General features: G+C 69.9%; 16 protein-coding genes and 1 pseudogene. 10 read left to right on the top strand and 7 right to left on the bottom strand.

Annotation, left to right across the window (positions count from 1 at the left end; all coding sequences use genetic code 11):
• The first annotated feature begins 114 nt into the window (after window positions 1-114).
• Both AC5L3Z_RS05075 and AC5L3Z_RS05070 read left to right on the top strand, forming a co-directional pair.
• Window positions 115-3327, top strand: a complete 3213-nt coding sequence (locus AC5L3Z_RS05075; protein WP_494839899.1) for a S8 family peptidase — start codon at window positions 115-117, stop codon at window positions 3325-3327.
• A gap of 289 nt (window positions 3328-3616) precedes the next feature.
• Window positions 3617-4288, top strand: a complete 672-nt coding sequence (locus tag AC5L3Z_RS05070; RefSeq protein WP_494839897.1) for a hypothetical protein — start codon at window positions 3617-3619, stop codon at window positions 4286-4288.
• Between the two features lie 468 nt (window positions 4289-4756).
• On the opposite strand, the gene AC5L3Z_RS05065 is transcribed toward AC5L3Z_RS05070, so the two are convergent.
• The 4 genes from AC5L3Z_RS05065 to AC5L3Z_RS05050 all read right to left on the bottom strand — a co-directional run bounded on the left by AC5L3Z_RS05065 (window position 4757) and on the right by AC5L3Z_RS05050 (window position 7412).
• Window positions 4757-4912 carry a hypothetical protein gene (locus AC5L3Z_RS05065; RefSeq protein WP_494839895.1) on the bottom strand — a complete coding sequence of 52 codons (156 nt, stop codon included), beginning with the start codon at window positions 4910-4912 and terminating at the stop codon, window positions 4757-4759.
• Between the two features lie 107 nt (window positions 4913-5019).
• Window positions 5020-5358, bottom strand: a complete 339-nt coding sequence (locus tag AC5L3Z_RS05060; RefSeq protein WP_494839864.1) for a hypothetical protein — start codon at window positions 5356-5358, stop codon at window positions 5020-5022.
• Between the two features lie 616 nt (window positions 5359-5974).
• Entirely contained in the window at window positions 5975-6208 is a 234-nt protein-coding gene (locus AC5L3Z_RS05055) for a preprotein translocase YidC (RefSeq protein ID WP_334520429.1), read from the bottom strand.
• A gap of 763 nt (window positions 6209-6971) precedes the next feature.
• The gene (locus AC5L3Z_RS05050) at window positions 6972-7412 is read right to left on the bottom strand and encodes a DUF4259 domain-containing protein (RefSeq protein WP_494839893.1); all 441 of its coding nucleotides are present in this window, start codon (window positions 7410-7412) and stop codon (window positions 6972-6974) included.
• Between the two features lie 360 nt (window positions 7413-7772).
• Between AC5L3Z_RS05050 and AC5L3Z_RS05045 the strand changes: the two genes are divergently transcribed.
• Window positions 7773-8201 carry a hypothetical protein gene (locus AC5L3Z_RS05045; protein WP_494839891.1) on the top strand — a complete coding sequence of 143 codons (429 nt, stop codon included), beginning with the start codon at window positions 7773-7775 and terminating at the stop codon, window positions 8199-8201.
• A 912-nt stretch (window positions 8202-9113) separates the two neighbouring features.
• The gene (locus AC5L3Z_RS05040; RefSeq protein WP_494839889.1) at window positions 9114-9476 is read left to right on the top strand and encodes a DUF7674 family protein; all 363 of its coding nucleotides are present in this window, start codon (window positions 9114-9116) and stop codon (window positions 9474-9476) included.
• A gap of 225 nt (window positions 9477-9701) precedes the next feature.
• Here AC5L3Z_RS05040 and AC5L3Z_RS05035 read toward each other — a convergent pair whose 3' ends face one another.
• Window positions 9702-10604: an alpha/beta hydrolase family protein gene (locus tag AC5L3Z_RS05035; RefSeq protein WP_494839887.1), complete on the bottom strand. Its 903-nt coding sequence runs from the start codon at window positions 10602-10604 to the stop codon at window positions 9702-9704.
• 163 nt (window positions 10605-10767) lie between these two features.
• A complete protein-coding gene (locus AC5L3Z_RS05030; RefSeq protein ID WP_494839886.1) occupies window positions 10768-13176 on the bottom strand; it encodes a beta-galactosidase in 2409 nt (802 codons plus the stop codon).
• A 118-nt stretch (window positions 13177-13294) separates the two neighbouring features.
• On the opposite strand from AC5L3Z_RS05030, the gene AC5L3Z_RS05025 reads away from it, so the two are divergent.
• A complete protein-coding gene (locus AC5L3Z_RS05025; RefSeq protein ID WP_494839884.1) occupies window positions 13295-14326 on the top strand; it encodes a LacI family DNA-binding transcriptional regulator in 1032 nt (343 codons plus the stop codon).
• A 214-nt stretch (window positions 14327-14540) separates the two neighbouring features.
• Here the strand turns inward: AC5L3Z_RS05025 and AC5L3Z_RS05020 are convergent, their stop codons facing one another.
• Window positions 14541-16397, bottom strand: coding sequence for a GH39 family glycosyl hydrolase (locus tag AC5L3Z_RS05020; RefSeq protein ID WP_494839882.1), 1857 nt, complete (start codon window positions 16395-16397; stop codon window positions 14541-14543).
• Window positions 16398-16921: 524 nt separating this feature from the next.
• On the opposite strand from AC5L3Z_RS05020, the pseudogene AC5L3Z_RS05015 reads away from it, so the two are divergent.
• The 5 genes and pseudogenes from AC5L3Z_RS05015 to AC5L3Z_RS04995 all read left to right on the top strand — a co-directional run.
• Window positions 16922-17059 (top strand): annotated as a pseudogene (locus tag AC5L3Z_RS05015) (LacI family DNA-binding transcriptional regulator); the annotation flags it as partial.
• A 382-nt stretch (window positions 17060-17441) separates the two neighbouring features.
• On the top strand, window positions 17442-17720 hold the full coding sequence (locus AC5L3Z_RS05010; protein WP_494839880.1) for a substrate-binding domain-containing protein: 279 nt from the start codon (window positions 17442-17444) through the stop codon (window positions 17718-17720).
• 82 nt (window positions 17721-17802) lie between these two features.
• Entirely contained in the window at window positions 17803-19074 is a 1272-nt protein-coding gene (locus AC5L3Z_RS05005) for a sugar ABC transporter substrate-binding protein (protein ID WP_494839879.1), read from the top strand.
• Between the two features lie 2 nt (window positions 19075-19076).
• Window positions 19077-20009 carry a carbohydrate ABC transporter permease gene (locus AC5L3Z_RS05000; RefSeq protein WP_494839877.1) on the top strand — a complete coding sequence of 311 codons (933 nt, stop codon included), beginning with the start codon at window positions 19077-19079 and terminating at the stop codon, window positions 20007-20009.
• Window positions 20010-20019: 10 nt separating this feature from the next.
• Complete coding sequence (locus AC5L3Z_RS04995) at window positions 20020-20907, top strand: carbohydrate ABC transporter permease (RefSeq protein ID WP_494839876.1); 888 nt, start codon at window positions 20020-20022, stop codon at window positions 20905-20907.
• Window positions 20908-20926: the final 19 nt, after the last annotated feature.

Genomic DNA, 20926 nt, shown 5'->3' with positions numbered 1-20926 from the left:
GTCAGCCCAAGAAGAGGGTCGATGTCTGTGTATCTACTCCGGTCACCCCGGCATGTCGCCCGGATGGCGGCAGCCGGTGCCCTCGCGATGGTGGGGATAGCCGCTCTGGCGGCCGTGGCCCCATCGCCGACGCTCGCCGCACCGCGGCCGGCCGCCGAATCCGGCGGTGCGGCGCAGCGCCTCGAACACCACACGGTGGCCCTGGTCACCGGCGACACGGTGGCGCTCACCCACGGGCCGAAGGGGATCACCTCGTACCGCGTCACCCCCGGCCCCGGGCGCGAGGACATCACCTTCCTGACCCGGTCGTCCGGTGATGGCGCTGTCTCGGTCGTACCCTCCGACGCGTTGACCCTGCTCGCCGCCGATCACCTGGACCCCCAGCTGTTCGACCTGCGCGCGCTGATCGACCACGCCACCGCCGACGGCGGCGAACTGCCGCTGCTTGCCCAGTACGGAAAGACGGCTACGCCCGAGCGGTCCGACGCGCTTCGGGCCATGCTCGCCGACACCGCTCGGACCACCCGGACGCTGCCCCGGCTCGGGCTGAGCGCGGTGCGCGTGGCGCCGAGGAACACCGGCCGCATGTGGCGCGCGGTCACCGGCGGCGAGAAGTCGGCCCACCGGCTGCGCGGCGATCTCGGAAAGCTCTGGCTGGACCGCAGGATACCGGTCTCGCTGGACGGCAGCGTGGCCCAGATCAACGCCCCCACGGCCTGGCAGGCGGGGCTCACCGGCGCCGGTGTCACCGTCGCCGTCCTCGACACCGGCTACGACGTCGACCACCCCGACCTCAAGGACGCGGTCGTCGCCTCCGCCGACTTCGTCGGCGAGGGCACGGTGGACGACCACGTCGGACACGGCACCCACGTGTCCTCGACCATCGCGGGCAGCGGTGCCGCCTCCGGCGGGTTGCGCAAGGGCGTGGCGCCCGGCGCGAAGCTGGCCGCGGGCAAGGTCTGCGACGAGGACGGTTGCCCCTGGTCGGCAATCCTCGCCGGCATGCACTGGGCGGCGACCGACGTGCACGCCAAAGTCATCAACATGAGCCTCGGCAGCATCGACACCCCCGGTGTCGACCCGCTCGAGGCCGCGGTGAACGACCTGTCGGCCCAGACCGGGGCGCTCTTCGTCATCGCGGCGGGTAACAACGGATGCACGTACGGCAACAACCCGGTCGGCTCGCCGAGCACCGCAGACGCGGCGCTCAGCGTGGCGGCGGTCGCCGACACCGACTACATCGCCAGCTTCTCCAGCTGCGGTCCCCGCACCGATGACTCCGCGCTGAAGCCGGAGATCAGCGCCCCTGGCGTGAACATCACCGCGGCGGTCCCCGGCGGCGGCTACGGGGCCCGCAGCGGCACCTCGATGGCCAGTCCGCACGTCGCCGGCGCAGCGGCGATCCTGGCCCAGCGGCACCCCGACTGGACCGGGCAACAGCTCAAGGCGGCGTTGACGAGCAGCGCGGTCGAGGTCCCCTGGACGAGCACACCGTCGACGCGGTACGGGACCGGCCGGGTGGATGTCGCCCGGGCGTTGTCCGCTCAGGTCACACCGAGCGTCGGTGCCGTCAACGTCAACCAGCCCTGGCCCCGCCCCACCACCCCCGTGACCCGGACGGTCACCTACCGCAACGACGGGACCGCGCCGGCTGTGCTGGACCTGGCCGTGTCCTCGGTGCCAGCCGCGCTGGTCACGCTGAACACCTCTCAGCTGGAGGTACCGGCGGGAGGCAGCGCCTCGGTCACGCTGACGGTGGGCAGCCAGGGCGAGGCCGAGGACTACCACCTCGGCGCCCTCACCGCCACCGTCGACGGGACGCAGGTGGCACGGACGGCCCTGACGTACCACCAGGAGGCGCGCCACGACGTCTCGGTGAAGCTGATCAATCGGCTCGGTAAGGTCGCCGACGGCGGCGTCGCCGCGGTGAACGGTGACACCGGCGAGATGACCTGGCTGAGCGTCGTCGGCGGCACGGCACGGGCCCTGCTGCCCGCCGGCCGGCACTACCTGCTGACCACGGTCTACCCGGGCGGACCGGACGACGTCACCTTCACCTACGGGATCGTGCCGATCACCGTGACCGACGAAACGGCCGTCCTGCCGGTGACCGTCGACGCCCGCCTCGGCAAGCAGGTCCGGCTCGACGTCTCCGACCGTTCTGCCGAGCACGTCGTGACCTCGGTGGACCTCACCCTCGACGTGGCGGGCAAGCGTCTGGCACACGGTGGCGCCTTCGGCCTCCAGGGCGCCAACTACGTGCTCCCGCTCAACGACCCCGCGATCGCCTACAGCGCCCGGGCGGTCTTCGACAAGAAGGGATCGAGTGTCCAGTCGCCGAGCCCGTACTACTACCGCATCGCCGACGTCCGCGACGGCGTGCCGACGAACCCGGTGCGGACGGTGGCCAGGGAGGAACTGGCCCGGGTGAGGATGACCTTCAAGGCTCCAGGCGTCGCATCCAGCGGAACGGCCGCAGTCGGCATGATCAGCGACAGCGGCATGCCCATCCTGTCCTTCGAGGGCCCGGTCAACTATCCGTCGACCGTCGTCGAGTACCGCTCGCCGGGGCGGTACGAGAGTGACATCCGGATCGGGGACGACTGGATCTCCGCGCCGGCGAAGACCGTCAGCCTGGACCAGGAGAGCGAGGAGACCTGGAACAACGCGATCCTCGGGCCATCGTTGGACGACTCCACCGGGTCGCGTCGCGACGACTTCATGTCGATCCCGCGCATCCCGTGGTTCGTCGACGCCGAGCCGCACACCCACGGCTACAGCCCAGCGTCAGGCACGCTCACCCTCAGCCGGGACGGCCAGCAGGTCAGCCAGTGGCCGGCCAACCAGTGGGGCTACGTGTACGGGCTGCCGACCGAGGAGTCGACGTACACCCTGCGGGCGAGCGTGAGCCGGGACGTGCCCTTCTCGACCCTGTCGAACAGGATCGAGACCGAATGGCGGTTCACCGCCAAGGGCACTGACTCCTACGTCGCCAACCCGCTCATTGTGCCCCGCCTGGCTGCCGTCGGGCTTGACGGGTACAACCGGGCCGACACGGGGGCGCGGATCAAGGTGCTGATCGGCCTCGGCGGCCAACCCACCGGAGGTACCGCGTCCACCCGGGTCAAGCGGGTGGAGGTGTCCTACAACGAGGGCGACACCTGGCAGCCGCTGGTGGTCACCGCCGCCTCTGAGGGGCGGCTGGGCAAGGTGATGATCGAGAATCCGTCTGCGGGCCATGTCGCGCTGCGCGTCGCCCTGACCGACCAGGCCGGCAACCAGGTCACGCAGACCGTCTACCGCGCCTACGCGGTGCGGTCCCGGTAGTCACGCCAGCCGGGCCCGAGCAGCTCCTGACGCCGCTCGGGCCCGGGTACGGCCGACTGGCGGGTGGTAGGGCACGATCCGAACATCGCCCGCCGCGCATCCCAGGCCACGAGTGCGCCAGCGTCGTCGCGGCGGCCCCGCACCCGACCAGAGGCGGGTCCTGGCCGACAAGGCCTACCGCTTCCGCGGAGGCCTCGATCGCTTGTCGTGCTTCCGTCATTGCCTCTCGCCGGAGCCCTCCGTAGCGTCGCGGCTACAGATCGATGCTCTACGCGGAAGGGCTCCCCTCGTGACCGAACTCGTCGCTCCGCAGCTCGTCGTGAACAGCAGGATGATCTACTTCGGCTGGACACCGGCCGACCCCGACGCCGTGGCCGCCCTGGTGCCCGCCGGGCTCAAGCCGATGCCCAACCGTCAGGTATTCATGAACCAGTACGTCGTCGACGACCCCGGGCAGACCTCCGGCTTCGGCGCATACTCGCTCACCTACCTCGGACCGGACCTGTCCGGAGTCGACGCCCCGGACGGGGTCACCCCTGGTCGCTGGTGGACGCACTACTTCAACTCCAGCCCGGTGGTCCGCAGTTACGCCGCCGCCCGAGGTGTCCCGGCCACGGCGGGGACCACCAGCATCGAGGTGAGGGGTCACCGGCTGGTCGCCACCACCGAGGCGGACGGCGTACCCGTGATCAGGACGACGGCCCGCGTCGGGCGCACCGGCGATGCGGTGAACCAGGGCCAGCTCCGCTACCTCACCAAGCTGGACGGCAAGCTGGTCAGCGGGAACTACCCCTTCGTGGCTGCCCCGGTCGACCCCTTCGAGGTGGAGTCACTGGAGTTCCTGGATCGCGACCACTCGGTCTACGCGCTGCGTCCGGCCGAGCCGCTGGAGGTCGTGTGGGGCTTCTACTCGCCGCGATCGTCGTTCGCCTATCCAGGTGGCGAGTCGCTGCTCGACTGAGCAGCTCCTCAAGGCCTCGCCGAGTTCAGGTGGACTGCCGATCAGCACCGGTGCGACAGGAGTGGCAAGCTGCGGTGGACGGGCGCTGCCGCGGTGGCGGAACTGGGCGAGCTGTTCGAGAAGGTGCCCGTGGGGGCGGGACCGGCACCGGGTGATCTGGTCATCGTGGACAGCCATGCGTGGTCATGCCGGATCCAGAAGGGCCCTTGACCGCGGTGAACGAGCCGGGTGAGAAGGTGACATTGACTCCCCGGAGCGCGTGCACCCGGCCAATGCCGCGCTTGAATTCGCGGTGCATGCCGTGGACCCGGACCTTACGGTCGGCGGCGGTGTCCTCTGGCCGAACGCCGTCTACCTGCTCACTTCCACAAGTGGCAAGATCCCATCCTCGGCGTGCCGACCGCCTCCGACGATCGTGGTAACACCCGAATCCGTGGTTCGGATATCCACACCATGCCGGCCGCGACGTCACCGGGGCCGGCCGGGCCGCCAGCGCTCCAGCCGGTGCACGACCAGCCAGAGTAGCGTGAGGGCGCCCGCGGACACCGGCAACCAGAGCAGCCGGTGCACGATCCAGGACGGGTCGCCCGGCGGTCCCAGGAGTCCGGGCCGGATGGTGCGCACCGAAGATCAGCAGTGCGGCGCCCACGACACCGACGCCGGAAAGTGCGACGCCGTCCGACGCCCGGGACGCCGCATCAGATGGCCTCGACCGTCAAAGACCTGGTTCGCTACCAGGCCTTGCCGCGGATCGGCGGGACGTCGAGGTCGTGGTGCCCGCCGCGGTGCTCGGCGAGCAGCTGGCGGCGGATGGTGCGCCAGGCGATGCGCTCTTGGCGGTGGGTGAGCTTGCGGTACAGCTGGAAGGTGCAGAGCTGGCAGCCGCACAGGTTCGGGGCATGGGTCGACGCCTGCCGGTAGCAGCGGGTGCGGATCCAGCGGTCGGCGGCGAGGAACTCGTCGAGGTCGCACGGTCCGCGGCCGGGCTCGTGAACGTCAGTGAACCAGTGGCGCACCAGCGGGTCCCGCTGCTGCACGCGTTCGGGTCGGTGGATGTCGGTCCGGGCCATGTGACGACCTGCCCTTCGGCTGCCCGCGCACCGTGCGCGGGACTAACGCCTGGCTGACATGTCGATCACCTCCGGACAGGGGGAGCGGAAGGCGTGGGGTCCAGGGTAGGGGTTGGGTCCGACGGGCGTCGGTGCGGGATCCGCCTCAGAGGTGGTCACCACCGCGGCGGTTAGTGCTGGCCGGCGGACGGCCGTTCCTGGCTGTCGGTACTCCATGCAGGCGCGACGATGATCCGGCCATTCCCTTTGCTGCGGTGAGGGCGGGGGCCATGGTGGGAGCTGCCGGCCACGGTGTCGGTCACGACCCCGTCCGAGATCCTCCTGTCCACGGCGTCGAGCACCAGCGTCGTACGCCGGTCCAACGGCAGTGGGCAGCGAGCGCGTAGGTGCGCCCACACCGTCGCGCTGTCCGCGCAGGGTGTCCAGCAGCCGCCAACAGTCCCGTCCGCCAGGGCGATCCGGCCCTGGCCCTTTCGCTTCGGGCAGGTGCGGGTGGTTCCGGGCGGGCTGGTGCCGGTGCACTGCGACGTGGTCCACGACCAGGCCGTCTACGTGGAGCCGAACGTCTGGATCCGGCACCGGCTGTAGGCGCGCCCGAGCGGCGGGTGCCGGGGGTTCAGCGGGTCGCGTCCGGATGTCCCGGCATGCTGGAACCGCCGCCGCTGCTGCCGGAGCCGCCGGCAACGCCGGAGCCGTCGTCCTTGGTGACGATGTCCGGCGGCACGTCTGTGTCGTCCGGCGCCGGCACCTCGGTGTCCGTCTCGACCTGGACCAACCGGGCCTGGCCGGCCTCGTCCTCGGCGTGCTCCGGGTCGACCGGCAGCTCACCGTCTCGCGCCTGGTACCCCACGGTCGCCTCCCGTCGGTGCCCGATTCCGGTCCCGGCTGGCTTCCCCGTGTATTAGTGGGGAAACCTGCGGCCGGGTACGCCATGCCAATAGGTGAAACATCGCTCGAGCGCTGATCTTGGTTCACGGGTCCCTTCGTACAAACCACGCTCGCGTGCACGAAACTGCCGCCCGATGCGCGCCCCTGTCGCGGACCGTGAGGTCCCCGCGACGCCTCTTGAGGATCATGTCAGGCATCAGGTGGGACGCGAATGTCGAGCATGTCCCGGGACACGACAGCGCGAAGGCCGGTTGATACTGCCGAATTGACCTCTGTGAGGATCAAGGCGGCCCGCAAGCGGGCCGCGTCGGCCGCGCTCGGCCGCCCGGCGGCGCAAGCGCCGGCATCGGCTGGCGCGCCGGCGATACTCGCAGGTGCGCCAAGTGCCCAGATCCGGTGCCTACGGCGGGGATCTTCGACAGAGATGGGCTTGAGGCAAAGGAAGCGGTACGTGGCAGAGGCGGAGTTCCCCGACGATCTTTTCCGGCCACTTCTGGGCAAAACTGGAACACCGGCCCGAACTCGATCGTTGGCGCTTCGCGATCATCGACTATCAGAACAACGTCCTGCTCAGTGGCTTGGCCTGCAGCGAGCGGCAGGCCGCAGCCATCGTCAACGCATGGGACCAGGTGATTGCAACGTCGCCCGACGAAGAGGATCCCAGCGTGGATTGGGTCGATGACTCGGAATGATGGGTGGCTCGCCGCCCCAGGGACGCGCGGTCCCTAGAGCAGCGCGATCTGACCGAGCAGTTCGGGCGGATCGGACAGCACTGCGCGGAGCTTGTTGATCTGCGGGAACTCACTTACTCCCGCTTCGCGCCATAGGCTCTGCCACTCGGAGTCGTCGCTGAGGACCCGGTCAAGTGCCTCGACTGCCAGCTGTGGCAGGTCGTCGTCCAGGTGAAGGGACTCACCAGCAAGCAGGAAATCCGGCGCGTACGGCGAGGTTATCGGGTCGCCGCCGGGCATCTGAGACGCCACGATCGCTGCCGCAGCGATGGCCGAGGCGGCATCGTCATGGTCGAGGTAATCGGTGTTGATTGCTGCCGTTGTCAGGGCAGCACGAACCATTGCCGACCGCGCAGACGGATCGGCATCGTGGAGGTCACCGCACCAGTCGGCGGCGCTGTCGTTGTCAAACGGACCATCGTCCCAGGTGCCCATGTGCTCCTCTTCCACGTTCCCGTTGAGCGGATCATGAAGCCAAGCGGGGGCGGACGCAACGGCGCGAGAGCTTGGTTGTACAGCCATCGGTACAGCCCAGCTGGCCGACGGACGTGGGTGACGAGCGACGGCAACCGACAAGCCCGAGCAGGTCAGCTACGGTCAACGACTCTGACCGACAGCAGTCTTGATCTTTGCAAGGTAACGGTCCGCAGCTGCTCTCTCCCCTGACCGTGAACGGTCCAGTGCACGTCTTCTGGGCTTCGGCGGCCGGCGGGGTCCGCGGCGGGTTGGTTGTCGGTCCCGCTAGCGTCGGCCTGTACCGTGCCGGAGTCACGTATCCGGTACGGGGAGGTAGTTTTGAGGGCGCGTCATATTTTGCTGGCGGTTGCGCTGGTCGGCGGGTTGGCTGGCTGCGGCAGCAGTGGTGAGGACAAGCCGGCTGCGGCTCCGACGACGCCCAGCAAGCAGCTCAGCGCGGAGGACATCGCCAAGGCGGAGGAGGCGGCTGGTATCCCGCCGAAGCCGGACCAGGCGACCGCCGACGCGTACCTGGCTGCGCTAGGGAACATCGACGCCGAGATTTTGGAGAGCACCAAGCCTGATCGGCTCATCAGCCGAGGCCGGGACCAGTGCACCAGCATCAAGGAGTGGCCGGACGACCAGGCGAAGCTGATCACCTTTGTGAACACGCGCTTCAGCTCGCCGGACCACCCCAACGGGTTCGGGACCACCAAGGCGAAGAAGATCAACGACGTGGTGCACAAGTACATCTGCCCCAGCTACTGATGGCGCGCGCTCCTGGCGCCGCCCGGCGAACCGGTCCGCGGTCTCTCGGTCGAACGGCATCCATTCCTCGGCCGTAGGTCGTGCCACTAACGTGCCATCGACCCAGGACAGCGGAGGACAGTCGGGGCCGCGCGAGACCGCTTCGAACAGGCAGCCGAGCCGGTAGACAGGCGCACATCGACAATTCCCGAGCTGACAGTCTGGGAGCCACCGGGGCGGACTGGACCGGACGGGGCGGGACGGGATCGATCGAGTTGCCGAGCGCTTGAGGACCAGGAGCAGGCGGACGGCATCGGACGGCCTTGGCGTGGTCTTGGGAATCTACGGATCAGGAGGTCGGGCGTGCGACCGGCAGCAGTCCTCATTTAGTCCTCAAGAGGTCGGACCGCGACCGACTGACGCTGAGAGATGCCAGAGGCGTTTCCGCATGTCAGGCCAGCCAAGGCCAGGTAGGCACAGGTAGCCAACTTGATCTCGTAATGCGTAGGTCGACGGTTCGATTCCGTCAGGCGGCTCGGTACAGAAGCCCAGGTCATCGACCTGGGCTTCGCCAATCGCTGCCGCGCCGCTTCGCGGCTTGCCACCGGGTACCTGGGGTCCAGCCGCACGGCGCGCCGCCGACACGGCAAGCCGCCCCTGGCCTGAGAGGCCAGGGGCGGTAAGCCACACGCCGCCGGATAGCCGCCCACCGATCACACCGCCGTGCCAGCCGCGTGCCAGTAGCCGGTGTCCCAGGCGGTCTCCAGCGGTCATGATCGGGCAACACAACACCGCCGCTGACCAGGCGTTCCGGGCAGATCACGACAGCCGAGAACGATCTTCCAAACTGAGGTTCCCGACCGGTCCGGTTGGCCTGTCACTAGCGGTCATACTTGCCGGGTGGGGACCCCAGACCTAACGTACGGCGGCGCTGTGCCGGCGCTGGTCGAGGTCGTTCCGGAGCTGCGCGATGCCTTGAACGAACACATGCGGGACAACGACGAAATCCTCCCGAATGTCTTCTTCGGCTGTGACGTGGTGCCCTTCGTCTTGAACGCATGGGAGCGGGGTAGGGCCAACGTCCTCGGTCGATGCCTCGCGTTTCTCGATGCCGCTATGGCCAGCCCGGACCTCAGCACCCGCGAGCTTGTGGCGATCTCCTTCGTTGAATCCGTCGGGCCCTGGGGTCCGGCGATGGCAGACTTTATTGCGATCTGGCCGCAGACCCTCGCAGAGGAAGCCGCCGCACAGGTTGGACAACGGCAGTACAGCCATCCGTACAGCCAAGCCGGTTGACGATCGGCGGGGCGGAGCGACACCGGCCGACGCGACGTGCAGGTCAGCGACCAGGAGCGACGCAGACCGACAGAGCGCCTGATCTTCGCAAAGCAGTGGTTGGGTCGGGCCATCCGCGGGCCACAAGACGGTGTCAGCCAGGGTGAATCAGGCCACTGGCCGGCCCTGCCGACCAGGCGACACGCGGCGCTACGGGAGAATTTTGCCAAACCCCCAAGCTGCCGGTCAGCCGGTCGCGCAGGTGCCCAGGTGGGCGTCGAGCCAGCTGAGCAGGGTGGCGCTGTACTGCCCGCTGATGCTGGCAGGGTCCTCGCCCTCGTTGAAGGTGGGCAGGTGGTCGCATCCGTCGAGCCGGCAGACGCTCAGCCGGGTCGGGGCCTCGGCCGTGGCGCGCCGCCAGGCGGCGATGCTGGCGTCGACAGGTACCCAGGCGTCGGTGGCGCCATAGAACAGCAGCACGGGGCAGGAGGTTCGCGCGAACACCGGCTCCGGGTCGAAGTCCATGTCGGCCCAGGTGCCGGGCTGGGCGGGCAGCTGGCGGGGCAGCCAGGCGAGCGGAAACCACGCACGTTCGGCGGCGTGGTCGACGGCTTGCTGGGCGGCTGTCCGGTCGATGTGCCCACGCAGGTAGTCCTCGACCTTGGCGCGAAGGCGGTCCAGCTCGGCGATGTCGGCATCTGCGAATCCGTGCCGGCGAAGCTGCTCGGCGGTGCCGTAGCGCATCTGTGCGGCGGGGCTGACGCCGCTAGCGGAGACAAGGATCAGGAAGGCGACCAGGCCGGGGTTGCGGACGGCGGTCAGCGGGGCCGCCCAGGCCCCCTGGCTCCATCCCCACAGCCCGACAGGGGCGTCGCCGACGTGCCGGCGCAGGAGTTTGACGGCCGCGGCCGCGTCATCGGCCTGCCGAATCAAGGGGACATCGTGGTCGTTCACGCGCGGCCGGCGGTCGAAGCGCAGCACCGCGATGCCCATGTCGGGCAGTAGGTGAGCCAGGTGGCTGTAGCAGAAGTACGACCGATGGCCAGCCTCCGCACCGTGCAGAACGACCACGGCACCGCGGACGGATCCGGCTGGTAGGTCCAGCGTGGCCGGGAGCCGCATGCCCTCGACATCGATGTTCAGCTCCATGCCCGGCAGTCAAGCACAGAGGCGCCGGTACGGCTGCCGTCCGTTCAGCGGCCGGTGATGAGGCCGGCAGGGTAGGCGAGCTTGATCAGGTTCTGGCCAGGCTGCCTCCTCGACACCCCCAGTTGCACCGATCGTTCGACAGACCCGTCCCCGGGCCCACCACTCAGGCCACGCTGATTCGTACCGGGTCGTCGTCGGGCCCGCCGGGAAGCCGCACGGTCACCCGCCCTTGCCCGACGTGCACGCTGCCGCGGCTCGCGGTGATCGGCCGGTCGGTAGCCAACACCACCTCGTCGTCGCCCTGGGTAGGGCGCAGCAGCACCGTGTCTCCCTCGCAGGAGACCAGTTCGCAGGTCGTCTCCACCAGCGTGGCGGCGCCGACCCGGATCCCGTACGGCAGGATCAGCCCGGTACGGGCGGGCATCCGCAGCCGTCGGCCGGCCAGCACCGGGACGCCCTGCCAGTCGAGCGTGAGGGTCACGGCGGACGGTGCCACGTTGACCAGGTGCAGCAGCCGCTGCCCAGCCGCGTCCACCGTGGAGGTGAGCACGAGACCGGGCCCGTCGGCGTTCGCGGCGAGCCGCTGGCGCACCCCGAGCCGCGCCACCGCCGCGCGCCAGAAGTCCAGGTCGCAGGGGACGTCGGCGGCGATCACCAGCGCTCGCCCGGTGCCGACGGCGACCTCCACCGCGCACGGCTCGCCGGAGCCGACCTCGACGAGCACGGGCTCGGCGGTGACGCCGGCCAACCGCTGCGCGTAGCCGACCCGGGCCTCGGCCCGGCCCGCCGCCCAGCCTTGCCCGACCACCGAGGGGAAGGACTGCGGCCCGTCGTCGACGCGGCCGGTGACGGTCAGCCCGAGCGCGTCGGCGAGCAGCGTGCACCGGGTGCCATCGTGGTCCCGTTCGGGCAGCACGCCGTGCAGCAGCAGCCGACCGCCGCCGCGCAGGTGCTCGACCAGCCGCTGCTGCACCTCCCGTCCGAGCGTGGCGGCGCTGGCCAGCGCGATCAGCGGCGGTGTGTGCGCCGGCAGCGGCGACTGGAGGTCGACGGCCGGGAACGAGTAGCCGGCGAGCAGCAGCGCCCGGGCGAGCACGTCGCGCGGACCCATGCCGCGGAATCGTTCCAGGTCGGCGACCTGCGCGGCCCGCGACGCCGAGGCAGGGTGGTGGTACTCGGTCAGGTAGTGGTCGGGTACGAGACCGAGCGCCAGGCCGTCGTTCTCCTCGTCGGAGTCGGCGAGCAGGTCGGCGACGCCACGTACGGCGTGCAGTGCGCGCCGGGCCGCGGCGTAGGTCGGGTTGAGCCGCCCCTCCGGGTCGACGGGCGCGGCGAACCCGTGCCGCTCGCCGGTGAACGCGATCCGGTCGTTGCCGTCGCCCACCGGCTCGGCCAGCGGCGGGTTGTATCCGCCCGCGAACAGGTAGAGATTGATCAGCCGGTTGCCCTGTGCCACGCAGAGGCGAGCCTTCAGCTCGGTCGCCTCCGGCGGGTAGAGCGTCGACAGGTCCTGGCCGTAGTCGCCGTTGCCCGCTTCGAACTCCAACGACATCGTCGGCTGGTGGGCGTCGTGCACGGCGGCCAGGAAGGCGTTGCTGACGTACAGGTCGGCGACGTTCGTGACGGTGAGATCGCCGAGGTAGTAGTCCGAGCCGGAGGTGAGCTGCGGCTGACCCCGGTACGCCTCGAAGAGCTGGCTGATGCCGATCGGGAAGCTCCGGCCCCGTCCGCCCTCGGTGCCGTGCACGTTGATCAGGAACGGCACGCCGGTCACCCCGTGCCGTTCGGCGGACTCGCGCAGCGTGACCACGTACCGCCGGTACCGGTCGCGCATGTAGCGGCCCAGATCGTCGTGGAGCGTCAGCGACCGCGCCTCGGCCGGGGTGCGCAGTGCTGCCGCCCAGGCGTCGGGGTCACCCGGGTCGGCGCCGATGCGCTCGGCCGCGACGTCCTTGCCGTACCGGTCGACGGCCCAGCGCCGCAGGTCCTCGCAGACGACGTCGGTGAGGTCGGGGGAGTTGGTCACCCAGGACAACATCCCGATCTCGTTGTCCACCTGGACGCCGATCACCGGCCCGCCCCGGTCGGCGAGCCGTTCGGCGATGACCGGCATCACCTCGGCGTACCAGCCCTCGGTCGCGGCCAGGAACTCCGGAGCCAGGTAGTCGATGGTCCGGGTCTCGACGGTCCGGCCGTCCCAGGTGGTCGGCAGCAGGTGGGGGTGTTCGTCGTACAACCGGTATGGGATGCCCTCGTTCTTGACCTCGGCCATGATGAACGGGCCGGGCCGGACCAGCGCGTGCAGGCCCTGCTCGTGGGCGAGGTCCAGGAAGCCGGCGAGGTCGCGCTGCTCGTGGGTACGACCGGTCAGGTCCACGCTGCCGTCCGGCAACTCGTGCCAGAGCCAGGGCACGTAGGTCGCCACGGTGTCACCGCTGCATTCCCGCAGCCGATCGAGGCGGTCCGCCCACTGCGCCCGGGGCAGCCGGAAGTAGTGCACCTCCCCGGCGAGCAGCAGTCGGGGACGACCGTCGACGATGATCCTGCGGTCGTGGAGAAGAACTCGCGACATGCGATGTGACTCTTCCTCTCGCCGGATCCTCAGGCGGTCCCTCTTGTGATCTGGCCGACGGCTGCCTATGGTGCCCTGAAACCGGTTTCTGGTAGGCACGTTACGGATAGAGGAAGCCATGGGCAACAGTCGGGTCACGGTTCGACAGATCGCCCGGCTCGCCGGAGTCTCGGTAGCCACGGTGTCCCGGGTCTCCAACGGCACCGGCCAGGTGTCGGAGGAGATGCGCCGCCGTGTCCTGCGGGCCATCGAGGAGCATGGCTACCGGCCTGACCACCTCGGCCGAGCGCTCGCCGCGCGCCGGCACGGCGCGCTCGGCCTGGTCTTTCCAGGCCTGTCCGGCCCGTACTTCACCGAACTGATCCAGGGCTTCGAGTCCGAGGCCGTCCCGGCCCGGGCCAGCGTGCACATCCTCTGCACGCATCTGCGCGAGGACTCCGACGACCAGGTGCTGGAGATGGCCCGCCGGGTCGACGGCATCGCCGTCATCGGCGGCACCATCTCCGAACCGGCGCTGCTCCGGCTCGCCACGACGGTCCCGGTCGTCGTCCTTGCCGGCCGGGGCCCGGACACGGTCTACTCCGTCGGTGTCGACAACGCTCCGGCCATGATCCGGCTGACCCGACACCTACTGGCCGACCACGGCCTGCGCCACCTGGCCTTCGTCGGCAACCCGGACGGGTCGCCCGACGTCAGCGAGCGGTGGGCCGGCTTCCGGCAGGCGTACCGGGAGCTGGGCCTTACCCCGCCCGCCGAGCCGGTCCGGGTCGCCATGCAGCAGCCGGACGGCGTACTCGCCGCCGAGCGGCTGCTCGTCGGCGGCACCGCCCCGGAGGGGGTGGTCTGCGCCAACGACGAGATCGCCATCGGCGTCCTGGTCGGGGCCCTCGGCCGAGGGCTGCGCGTACCCGAGGACCTCGTCATCACCGGCTTCGACGACGCGCCCATGGCCGCGCTCGTCTCGCCGTCGCTGACCACCGTGCGGCAACCGATCCGGGACCTGGCCGCCGAGGCCGCCCGGCGGATCCTCAGCGCCGCCGACGACCCCCACGCGGCGGCACCCGGAAGCGTCGTGCTCCCCACCGAGTTCGTCGTACGCCGCAGCTGCGGCTGCCCGACGAAATCCCTCACTGGGGGCACCGGCAGATAGAACGACCGAGACTCGGCCGGATCGCCGCGCCGTCGCCCTGTCGACCAGCGGCTGCACCGGCACGGAGCAGCAGTCCGGCCCCGGCACCGACGCGACTTCGGTGCAACGACGGTAAGTCGTTCTCGGCCGACGACGTCGTCTGCGGTTCACCCAGCCCGGTGCGCACCCGGCGACGCCCGCTCCGTGCGACATGTCGCCCGCGGCCGCCTCACGCTCAGCTCCCGGCGACCTCGATCAGCATCGCCCCCGGCTGGGGCAGGTGCAGCTCCACCACCGCGGCCCCGCCCCGAGCGCGGGTGTCGACCTTCTCGACCGGCAGCGAGTCGGCGGCGCGCAACGCGTCCCACTGCTCCTCGGTGGGCCAGTCGGCCACGCCGAGCTGCTCTGCCAGCGTGGTGACGTCGCCGTGCTCGCGGTCGAGCCGGGTCACCGTCACCGTTCGGCCGTCGGCACCCTCGACGGCAAGCCGGATCTGACGGGCCAGCGCCGGGTCGCCGTCGCGCTTGGACTGGTCGAGAGTGGAGTTCCAGACCAGGATGACGAGGCCGCCGTCGGCGCGTCGGCTGGCCCAGCTCTGCACCAGCCCGTCCGCGCCGTCTCCGGAAGCCTGGACGCTCAGCTCGGTCTCGCCCAGCTGGGCGAGCATGCGCAGGGCGTGGTAGCGGGGCTTGGCGATGCCGCCGACGGTGATGAGGCCGAAGCCGCCGTGCAGCAGCCGGGGCGGGCGGCCCAACTCCTCGAAGTGGTCGCTGGCCACCCAGTAGGAGAGCGCCTCGACTCGGCCGGCGGCCGAGCGCATTCCGCTGAGCAGGAAGGTCGCCGCCGAGGTGCCGTCGTTGACCGGGTGGAAGTGGGTGGGCGTGACCCCCCACTCGGTCCACAGGATCCGCGCGTCCGGAAAGCCCAGCCGGTGCAGGGTCGGGCGCAGGTCCAGCGGTGGGCTGCCGTAGGTGTGGGTGGAGACGAAGTCGACCGGCGCGCCCGAGCGGTGGGCATGCTCCAGCAACGCGTCCACCCATCCGGCGGCGGCCGACGACGGCCCACCGACGGGGATCCGCGGGTCGACGTCCTTGACCGCCGTGGCGGTGACGTCGTAGAGCCGCATCCACTCGTCGCGGGTGCCGGACCAGAACACCTCCAGGTTGGCCTCGTTCCACACCTCGAAGCCCCAGCTCAGCACCGTCTCGCCGTACCGCTCCAACAGGTGCGCGACGAGTGCCCGGACCAGCTGGGCCCAGCGGTCCCAGTCCTTGGGCGGGGAGATGACGCCGCGGTACTCGAAGACCGTTCGATCGGGGTCGCTGGCCAGGTCGCGGGGCATGAAGCCGATCTCGACGACCGGCCGCAGGCCGATGGAGAGGACCAGGTCGTAGACCCGGTCGACACCGGTGAAGTCGTACACCGGCGCGCCGTCCACCTCGCGGTAGACGGCCAGGTCGTCGTGGAGGATCGAGTGCGCGCGGACCGTCTCCACGCCGATCTCCTGTCGGATGCGGCGCAGCGCGGCGAGCAACTCGCGGCCGATCTCCCGGCCGCCGGAGGTGTCCGTGCAGAGCAGCTGGGACAGCCGCTCGCTGCCGATCATCGGTTGCCACGGCCGGGGCAGTGGCACGCCCTCGTCGTCGGCGTCGACCCGCAGGGCGACGGTCGGGGCGTTGCCGTCGGCCGGCAGCGCGGCAGCGTGGACCGGGGCGCTGAGCGGGCCGGTCACGGTGACCTCGGGGACGGCGGCCACCGCGTAGGCGTACGGCTCGCCGGGCTCGCCGGTGGTGTCGACGTACCAGGTGTCGGGCACCGAGAGGACGTCGCCGCCGAGGTGGTCGATCGGGGTGAATTCACCGGAGGGTACGCCGTCGCGCAGCGGTGCGCGGTGCACCAGGTAGCCGACGGCGCCGGAGACCGGCGACCAGGACAGTCGGATGTGGCCGACCCCGGCGGCGGCCGCCAGGTCACCGGGCGGGGCGAGCAGCGGAATCCCGCTCCTCGCGTCCTCCTCATCGCTGCGCAGTGCGATGCGGGCCTCCCAGTCGGATCGAGCGTCGGCCGGCTGGTGGTCGCTGGTGCTCGTCACCGGGGTACCTCCAGGGGTGTTCGTGGGGTCCGGTCCGAGCACTGTAACCGGTTTCTGTCGTGGTTGCGCCTGTGGTGCCGTGACTTTTCGCGTGCCGCACCGGTCATCAGGGACGGTGCCGGGGATCCGGCGAGCGAGGTGCGCCGGCATCCCGAAACCCGGCCGCCGCGCCCGCCGGCCACAGCCAGGATCGTGCGCGTGCCGGTGTACCGCAGATTCGCCGCGCGGATGCATCTCGGGTGATGGCTGAACGGCAGAACGAGCACCCCCATCACGCCGCCATCGTGGAGCGCGGCGAGTTGCGCAGCCGGTTAACCCGTCGCCCGGGTCGCCGCGGACGTAGTGCGCTCCGTCGGCGAGCAGCAGGTGCGGTCGGTGGTCGATGAGGGTCCGGCGGCGGTGCAGCGCGACTGTGGACAGCGGGGGCGGCTCTTCGTCGTCGAGGGGTTGTGAACTCCGACACGCCTACCTATGGTCTGGTGTAACCGGTTACAGCGACCGGAACGTAATAAGTCGGTGGAGGTATGGGCAGCAGTCGGCTGACGGTTCGGGAGATCACTCGCACGGCCGGGGTGTCGGTCGCGACGGTGTCCCGGGTGTCCAGCGGCACCGCTCAGGTGTCCGAGGAGACCCACCGCCGGCTGCGGGCGATAGAGGAGCAGGGTTACCGGCCGCACCATCTCGGCCGGGCACCGGCGACGCACCGGCACAGGGCGATCGGCCTGGTCTTTCCCAGCCTGTCCGGCCCGTACCGCTGTGACCTGATCCAAAGCTTCGGGTGGGAGGCGGTGCGGGCGTGGACCAGTGTCCACGTTCTCTGCACCCACCTGCGCGCTGATTCCGATGGCGAGGCCATCGAGATGGCGCACCGGGTGCACGGCCTGGCCAATTTCGCCGGCACGGTCTCCTCACGACACGATCGAGGAACTGGCCACCATGCTCCGGTCGTGGTGCTCGCCGGCGACGGACCCACGGCGTGCCGGCCGTACGGGTGGACGATGCCGCCGCGACGGCCGCTGACCCGGCATCTGCTCCGCTCAGGAGTTGCGCCGGCTCGACGCCAACGACGAGACAGCGCTCGGGCTGCTCGTCGGCGCCACGGGCCGCGGCCTGCGGGTGCCGGAGGATCTCGTGATCGCCGGCTTCGACGACCGTCCGATGGCCGCCCTGGCCAGCCCAGCGCCGACGCCCGTACGGCAACCGGTACGCGCGCGGACCGCGCGCCTGATGCTCCAGGTCGCGGCCGGGGGCGCCGATCAGCTCGAGACCGATCTCGTCATCCGGGCCGGCTGCGGCTGCTCGACAGGCACGGATTCCACTTGACCGGCCGTCACCAGCCGACAGCGTCGCGCCACAGCGACGCGAGCCGAGCGCGCGGTGGCGACCACATTGTGAAGGAGGGGCTATGAAGCACTTGAGGTATGCCACAGCTCTGGTGGTCGCCCTGGCGCTGGGCGTGACCGGCTGCGGCCGGGACGAGGGCGGCTCTGGCTCCGGCGGGCAACCCGCCGGCAAGGAGATCGCGGCTGGAAAGGCCAAGGGCGAGATCACGGTCTGGGCGATGGGCGCCGAGGGGGAGAAGCTGACCGAGCTGGCCGCCGATTTCTCCAGGGAGAACCCGGATGCCAAGGTCAACGTCACGTCGTTCCCGTTCGACGCGGCGCACGACAAGATCGCGACCGCCATCGCGGGTCGGCAGACACCGGACGTCAGCATGATGGGCACGACCTGGATGGGCGAGTTCGCCAAGACGGGAGCCATCGACCCCACCCCCACCGGGCTCTTCGACGAGAGCAAGTTCTTCGAGGGCGCGTGGAACACCACCGTCGTCGACGGAACCTCCTACGGTGTCCCGTGGTACGTCGAGACCCGGCTGATCTTCCATCGCAAGGACCTGGCCGCGAAGGCGGGCGTGCAGAAGCCGACCAACTGGCAGAGCTTCACCGAGTTCGCCAACGGGATGAAGGCCAGGGGCGGCGCCAAGTGGGGCGCCTACCTGCAGCCGGGCGGGACGGGCTCGTGGCAGTCCTTCATGCCCTTCGCCTGGCAGGCCGGCGCCGACATCATGCAGGACGGCAAGTTCACCCTCGACACCCCGGAGATGCAGAAGGCGCTGGAGTACTACGCCTCCTTCTTCAAGCAGGGACTCTCGCCGACGCAGCTGGCGCCCGGCGCCATGGAGACCGGCTTCGTCAAGGGTGAGATCGGCGCCTTCGTCTCCGGCCCGTGGCACATGGGCATCCTGCGGGAGCAGGGTGGCGCGGCGATCGAGGGCAAGTGGGACGTCGCGCAGATGCCGCGCGAGAAGGCGGGCACGTCCTTCATCGGCGGCTCCGACCTGGTGGTCTTCAAGGATTCCAAGAACCGCGACGCGGCCTGGAAGTTCGTGCAGTTCCTCACCAACCCGGCAGCCCAGCAGAAGCTGTACGACCTGGTCGGCAGCCTCCCGTCGGTGCAGGAGTCCTGGCAGTCCGGCAAGCTGGCCGACGACCCGTTCCTGAAGGCGTTCGGTGAGCAGCTCAAGGACGCGAAGTCGGCACCGGCGATCGCCACCTGGGAACAGGTCGCCGACGTGATCGACGACGGCATCGAGCGCGTGGTCCGCGGCGTCGCCGATCCCGCCACCGCCACCAGGGAGATGCAGGCCAAGGCTTCCTCCATCGGCACCGGGAGCTGACGGTGGCCTCCGCCACCGCGCAGCGACCCACGCGCACCGGCGGCAACCGGCGGGCCAGGGTCAGGCGCCGCGAGGGCGTCGCGGGTTGGGGCTTCGCGCTTCCGTTCCTGCTCGTCTTCGCGGTGTTCATGGCGGGCCCGGTGCTGGCCTCGTTCGCCATGAGCTTCACCGATCTGCGCAGCGCCGATTTGCGCGACCCCCTCGGGGTCAACCCGATCGGCCTGGACAACTACGTGAAGCTGTTCGGCGACGACACGTTCCGGCAGGCCGCCCTCAACACGGCGTACTTCGTGGTGGTCGGGATCCCGCTGACGATGGTCCTCGGGCTCGCGGCGGCGGTCGGCCTGGACGCCGGAATCACCAGGTTCCGGACGTTCTTCCGGGTCGGCTACTACCTGCCGGTGGTCACGAGCATCGTGGCCATCGCCGTCGTCTGGCGCTTCCTGCTCGAGCCGGACAGCGGCATCGTCAACACGCTGCTCGGCTACCTCGGCATCGACGGGCCGAACTGGCTCACCGACACCAGGACGGCCATGCCCGCGCTCATCGTCATGGCAGCCTGGCGCAACATGGGGTTCCTGATGGTCATCTTCCTGGCCGGGCTGCAGGCGATCCCACGGGAGCTGTACGAGGCGGCGGCCATGGACGGCAGCAACGCATGGTCGCGGTTCCGCCACGTCACGCTGCCGTTGATGCGGCCCACGCTGCTCTTCGGCGGCGTCATCACCGGCATCGGATACCTGCAGTTCTTCGAGGAGCCGTTCGTGATGACGCAGGGCGGCCCGCTGGACAAGACCCTGTCGGTGGCCTTCTACATCTACAACCAGTTCGGCTTCGGCAACTACAGCTACGCCGCGGCCATCAGCTATGTCCTGTTCATCGCCATTCTCGTCCTGACGCTGGTGCAGTTCCGGCTGCTCCGGTCGAAGACGTAGGGGGAACGTCATGACGACTCCCGTACAGACGCCGGCGCCCACGTCCACCCCCGCACCGCGCCGGTCAGGCACCTCGACGTCGGAGGCTCGGGGGCACCTGTGGGTGTATGCCGTCCTCGCCGGTGGCCTCGTACTCCTCGTCGGTCCGTTCGTCTGGATGCTGCTCGGCTCGTTCAAGCCCGACGCCGAGCTTCGACAGGTACCGCCCACCTGGTTACCGGCGTCTCCGACAACGGACAACTACCGCCAACTGTTGACCCAGTTGGACTTCCCGCAGTTCTTCTTCAACAGCACGGTGGTGGCCCTGGCCATCACCGTGGGCAACCTGGTCTTCTGCTCGATGCTCGGCTACGCCCTGGCGAAGCTTCAGTTCCCCGGCAAGCGGGTCGTGTTCGCGCTCGTCCTCGGGATGCTGATGGTGCCGGGCATGGTCACGTTCGTTCCGCTGTTCATGCTCGTCAGTCAACTCGGCATGGTGAACAGCTATTCCGGGCTCATTCTGCCGTGGTTGGCTCAGCCGTTCGGGGTGTTCCTGATGCGCCAGTTCATCCTCGGCCTGCCCGACGACCTCATCCACGCGGCCCGGGTGGACGGCGCGGGAGAGTTCAGGATCTTCACCAGGGTGATCCTGCCGCTGTGCGGGCCTGCCCTGGCCACGCTGGGGATCCTGCAGTTCCTCGCCACCTGGAACAACTTCCTCTGGCCGCTGGTCGTCGCGCAGTCCGAGGAGAAGTACACCCTCCCCGTGGCCCTGGCGCTGTACGCCATCGGGGAGAACAGCACCCGCTACGGCCTGCTGATGGCGGGTTCGGTGGCGACCATCCTGCCGATCCTGCTCATCTTCGTGCTGCTGCAGCGCTACTTCGTGCACGGCATCGCCATGACCGGCCTCAAGTGAGGAGTGTTCCGTGCGACCC

This window comes from Micromonospora sp. LZ37 (assembly GCF_059359015.1).
The sequence above is the reverse complement of the archived record's forward strand: the minus strand, read 5'-3'. Positions and strand labels throughout refer to the sequence as shown.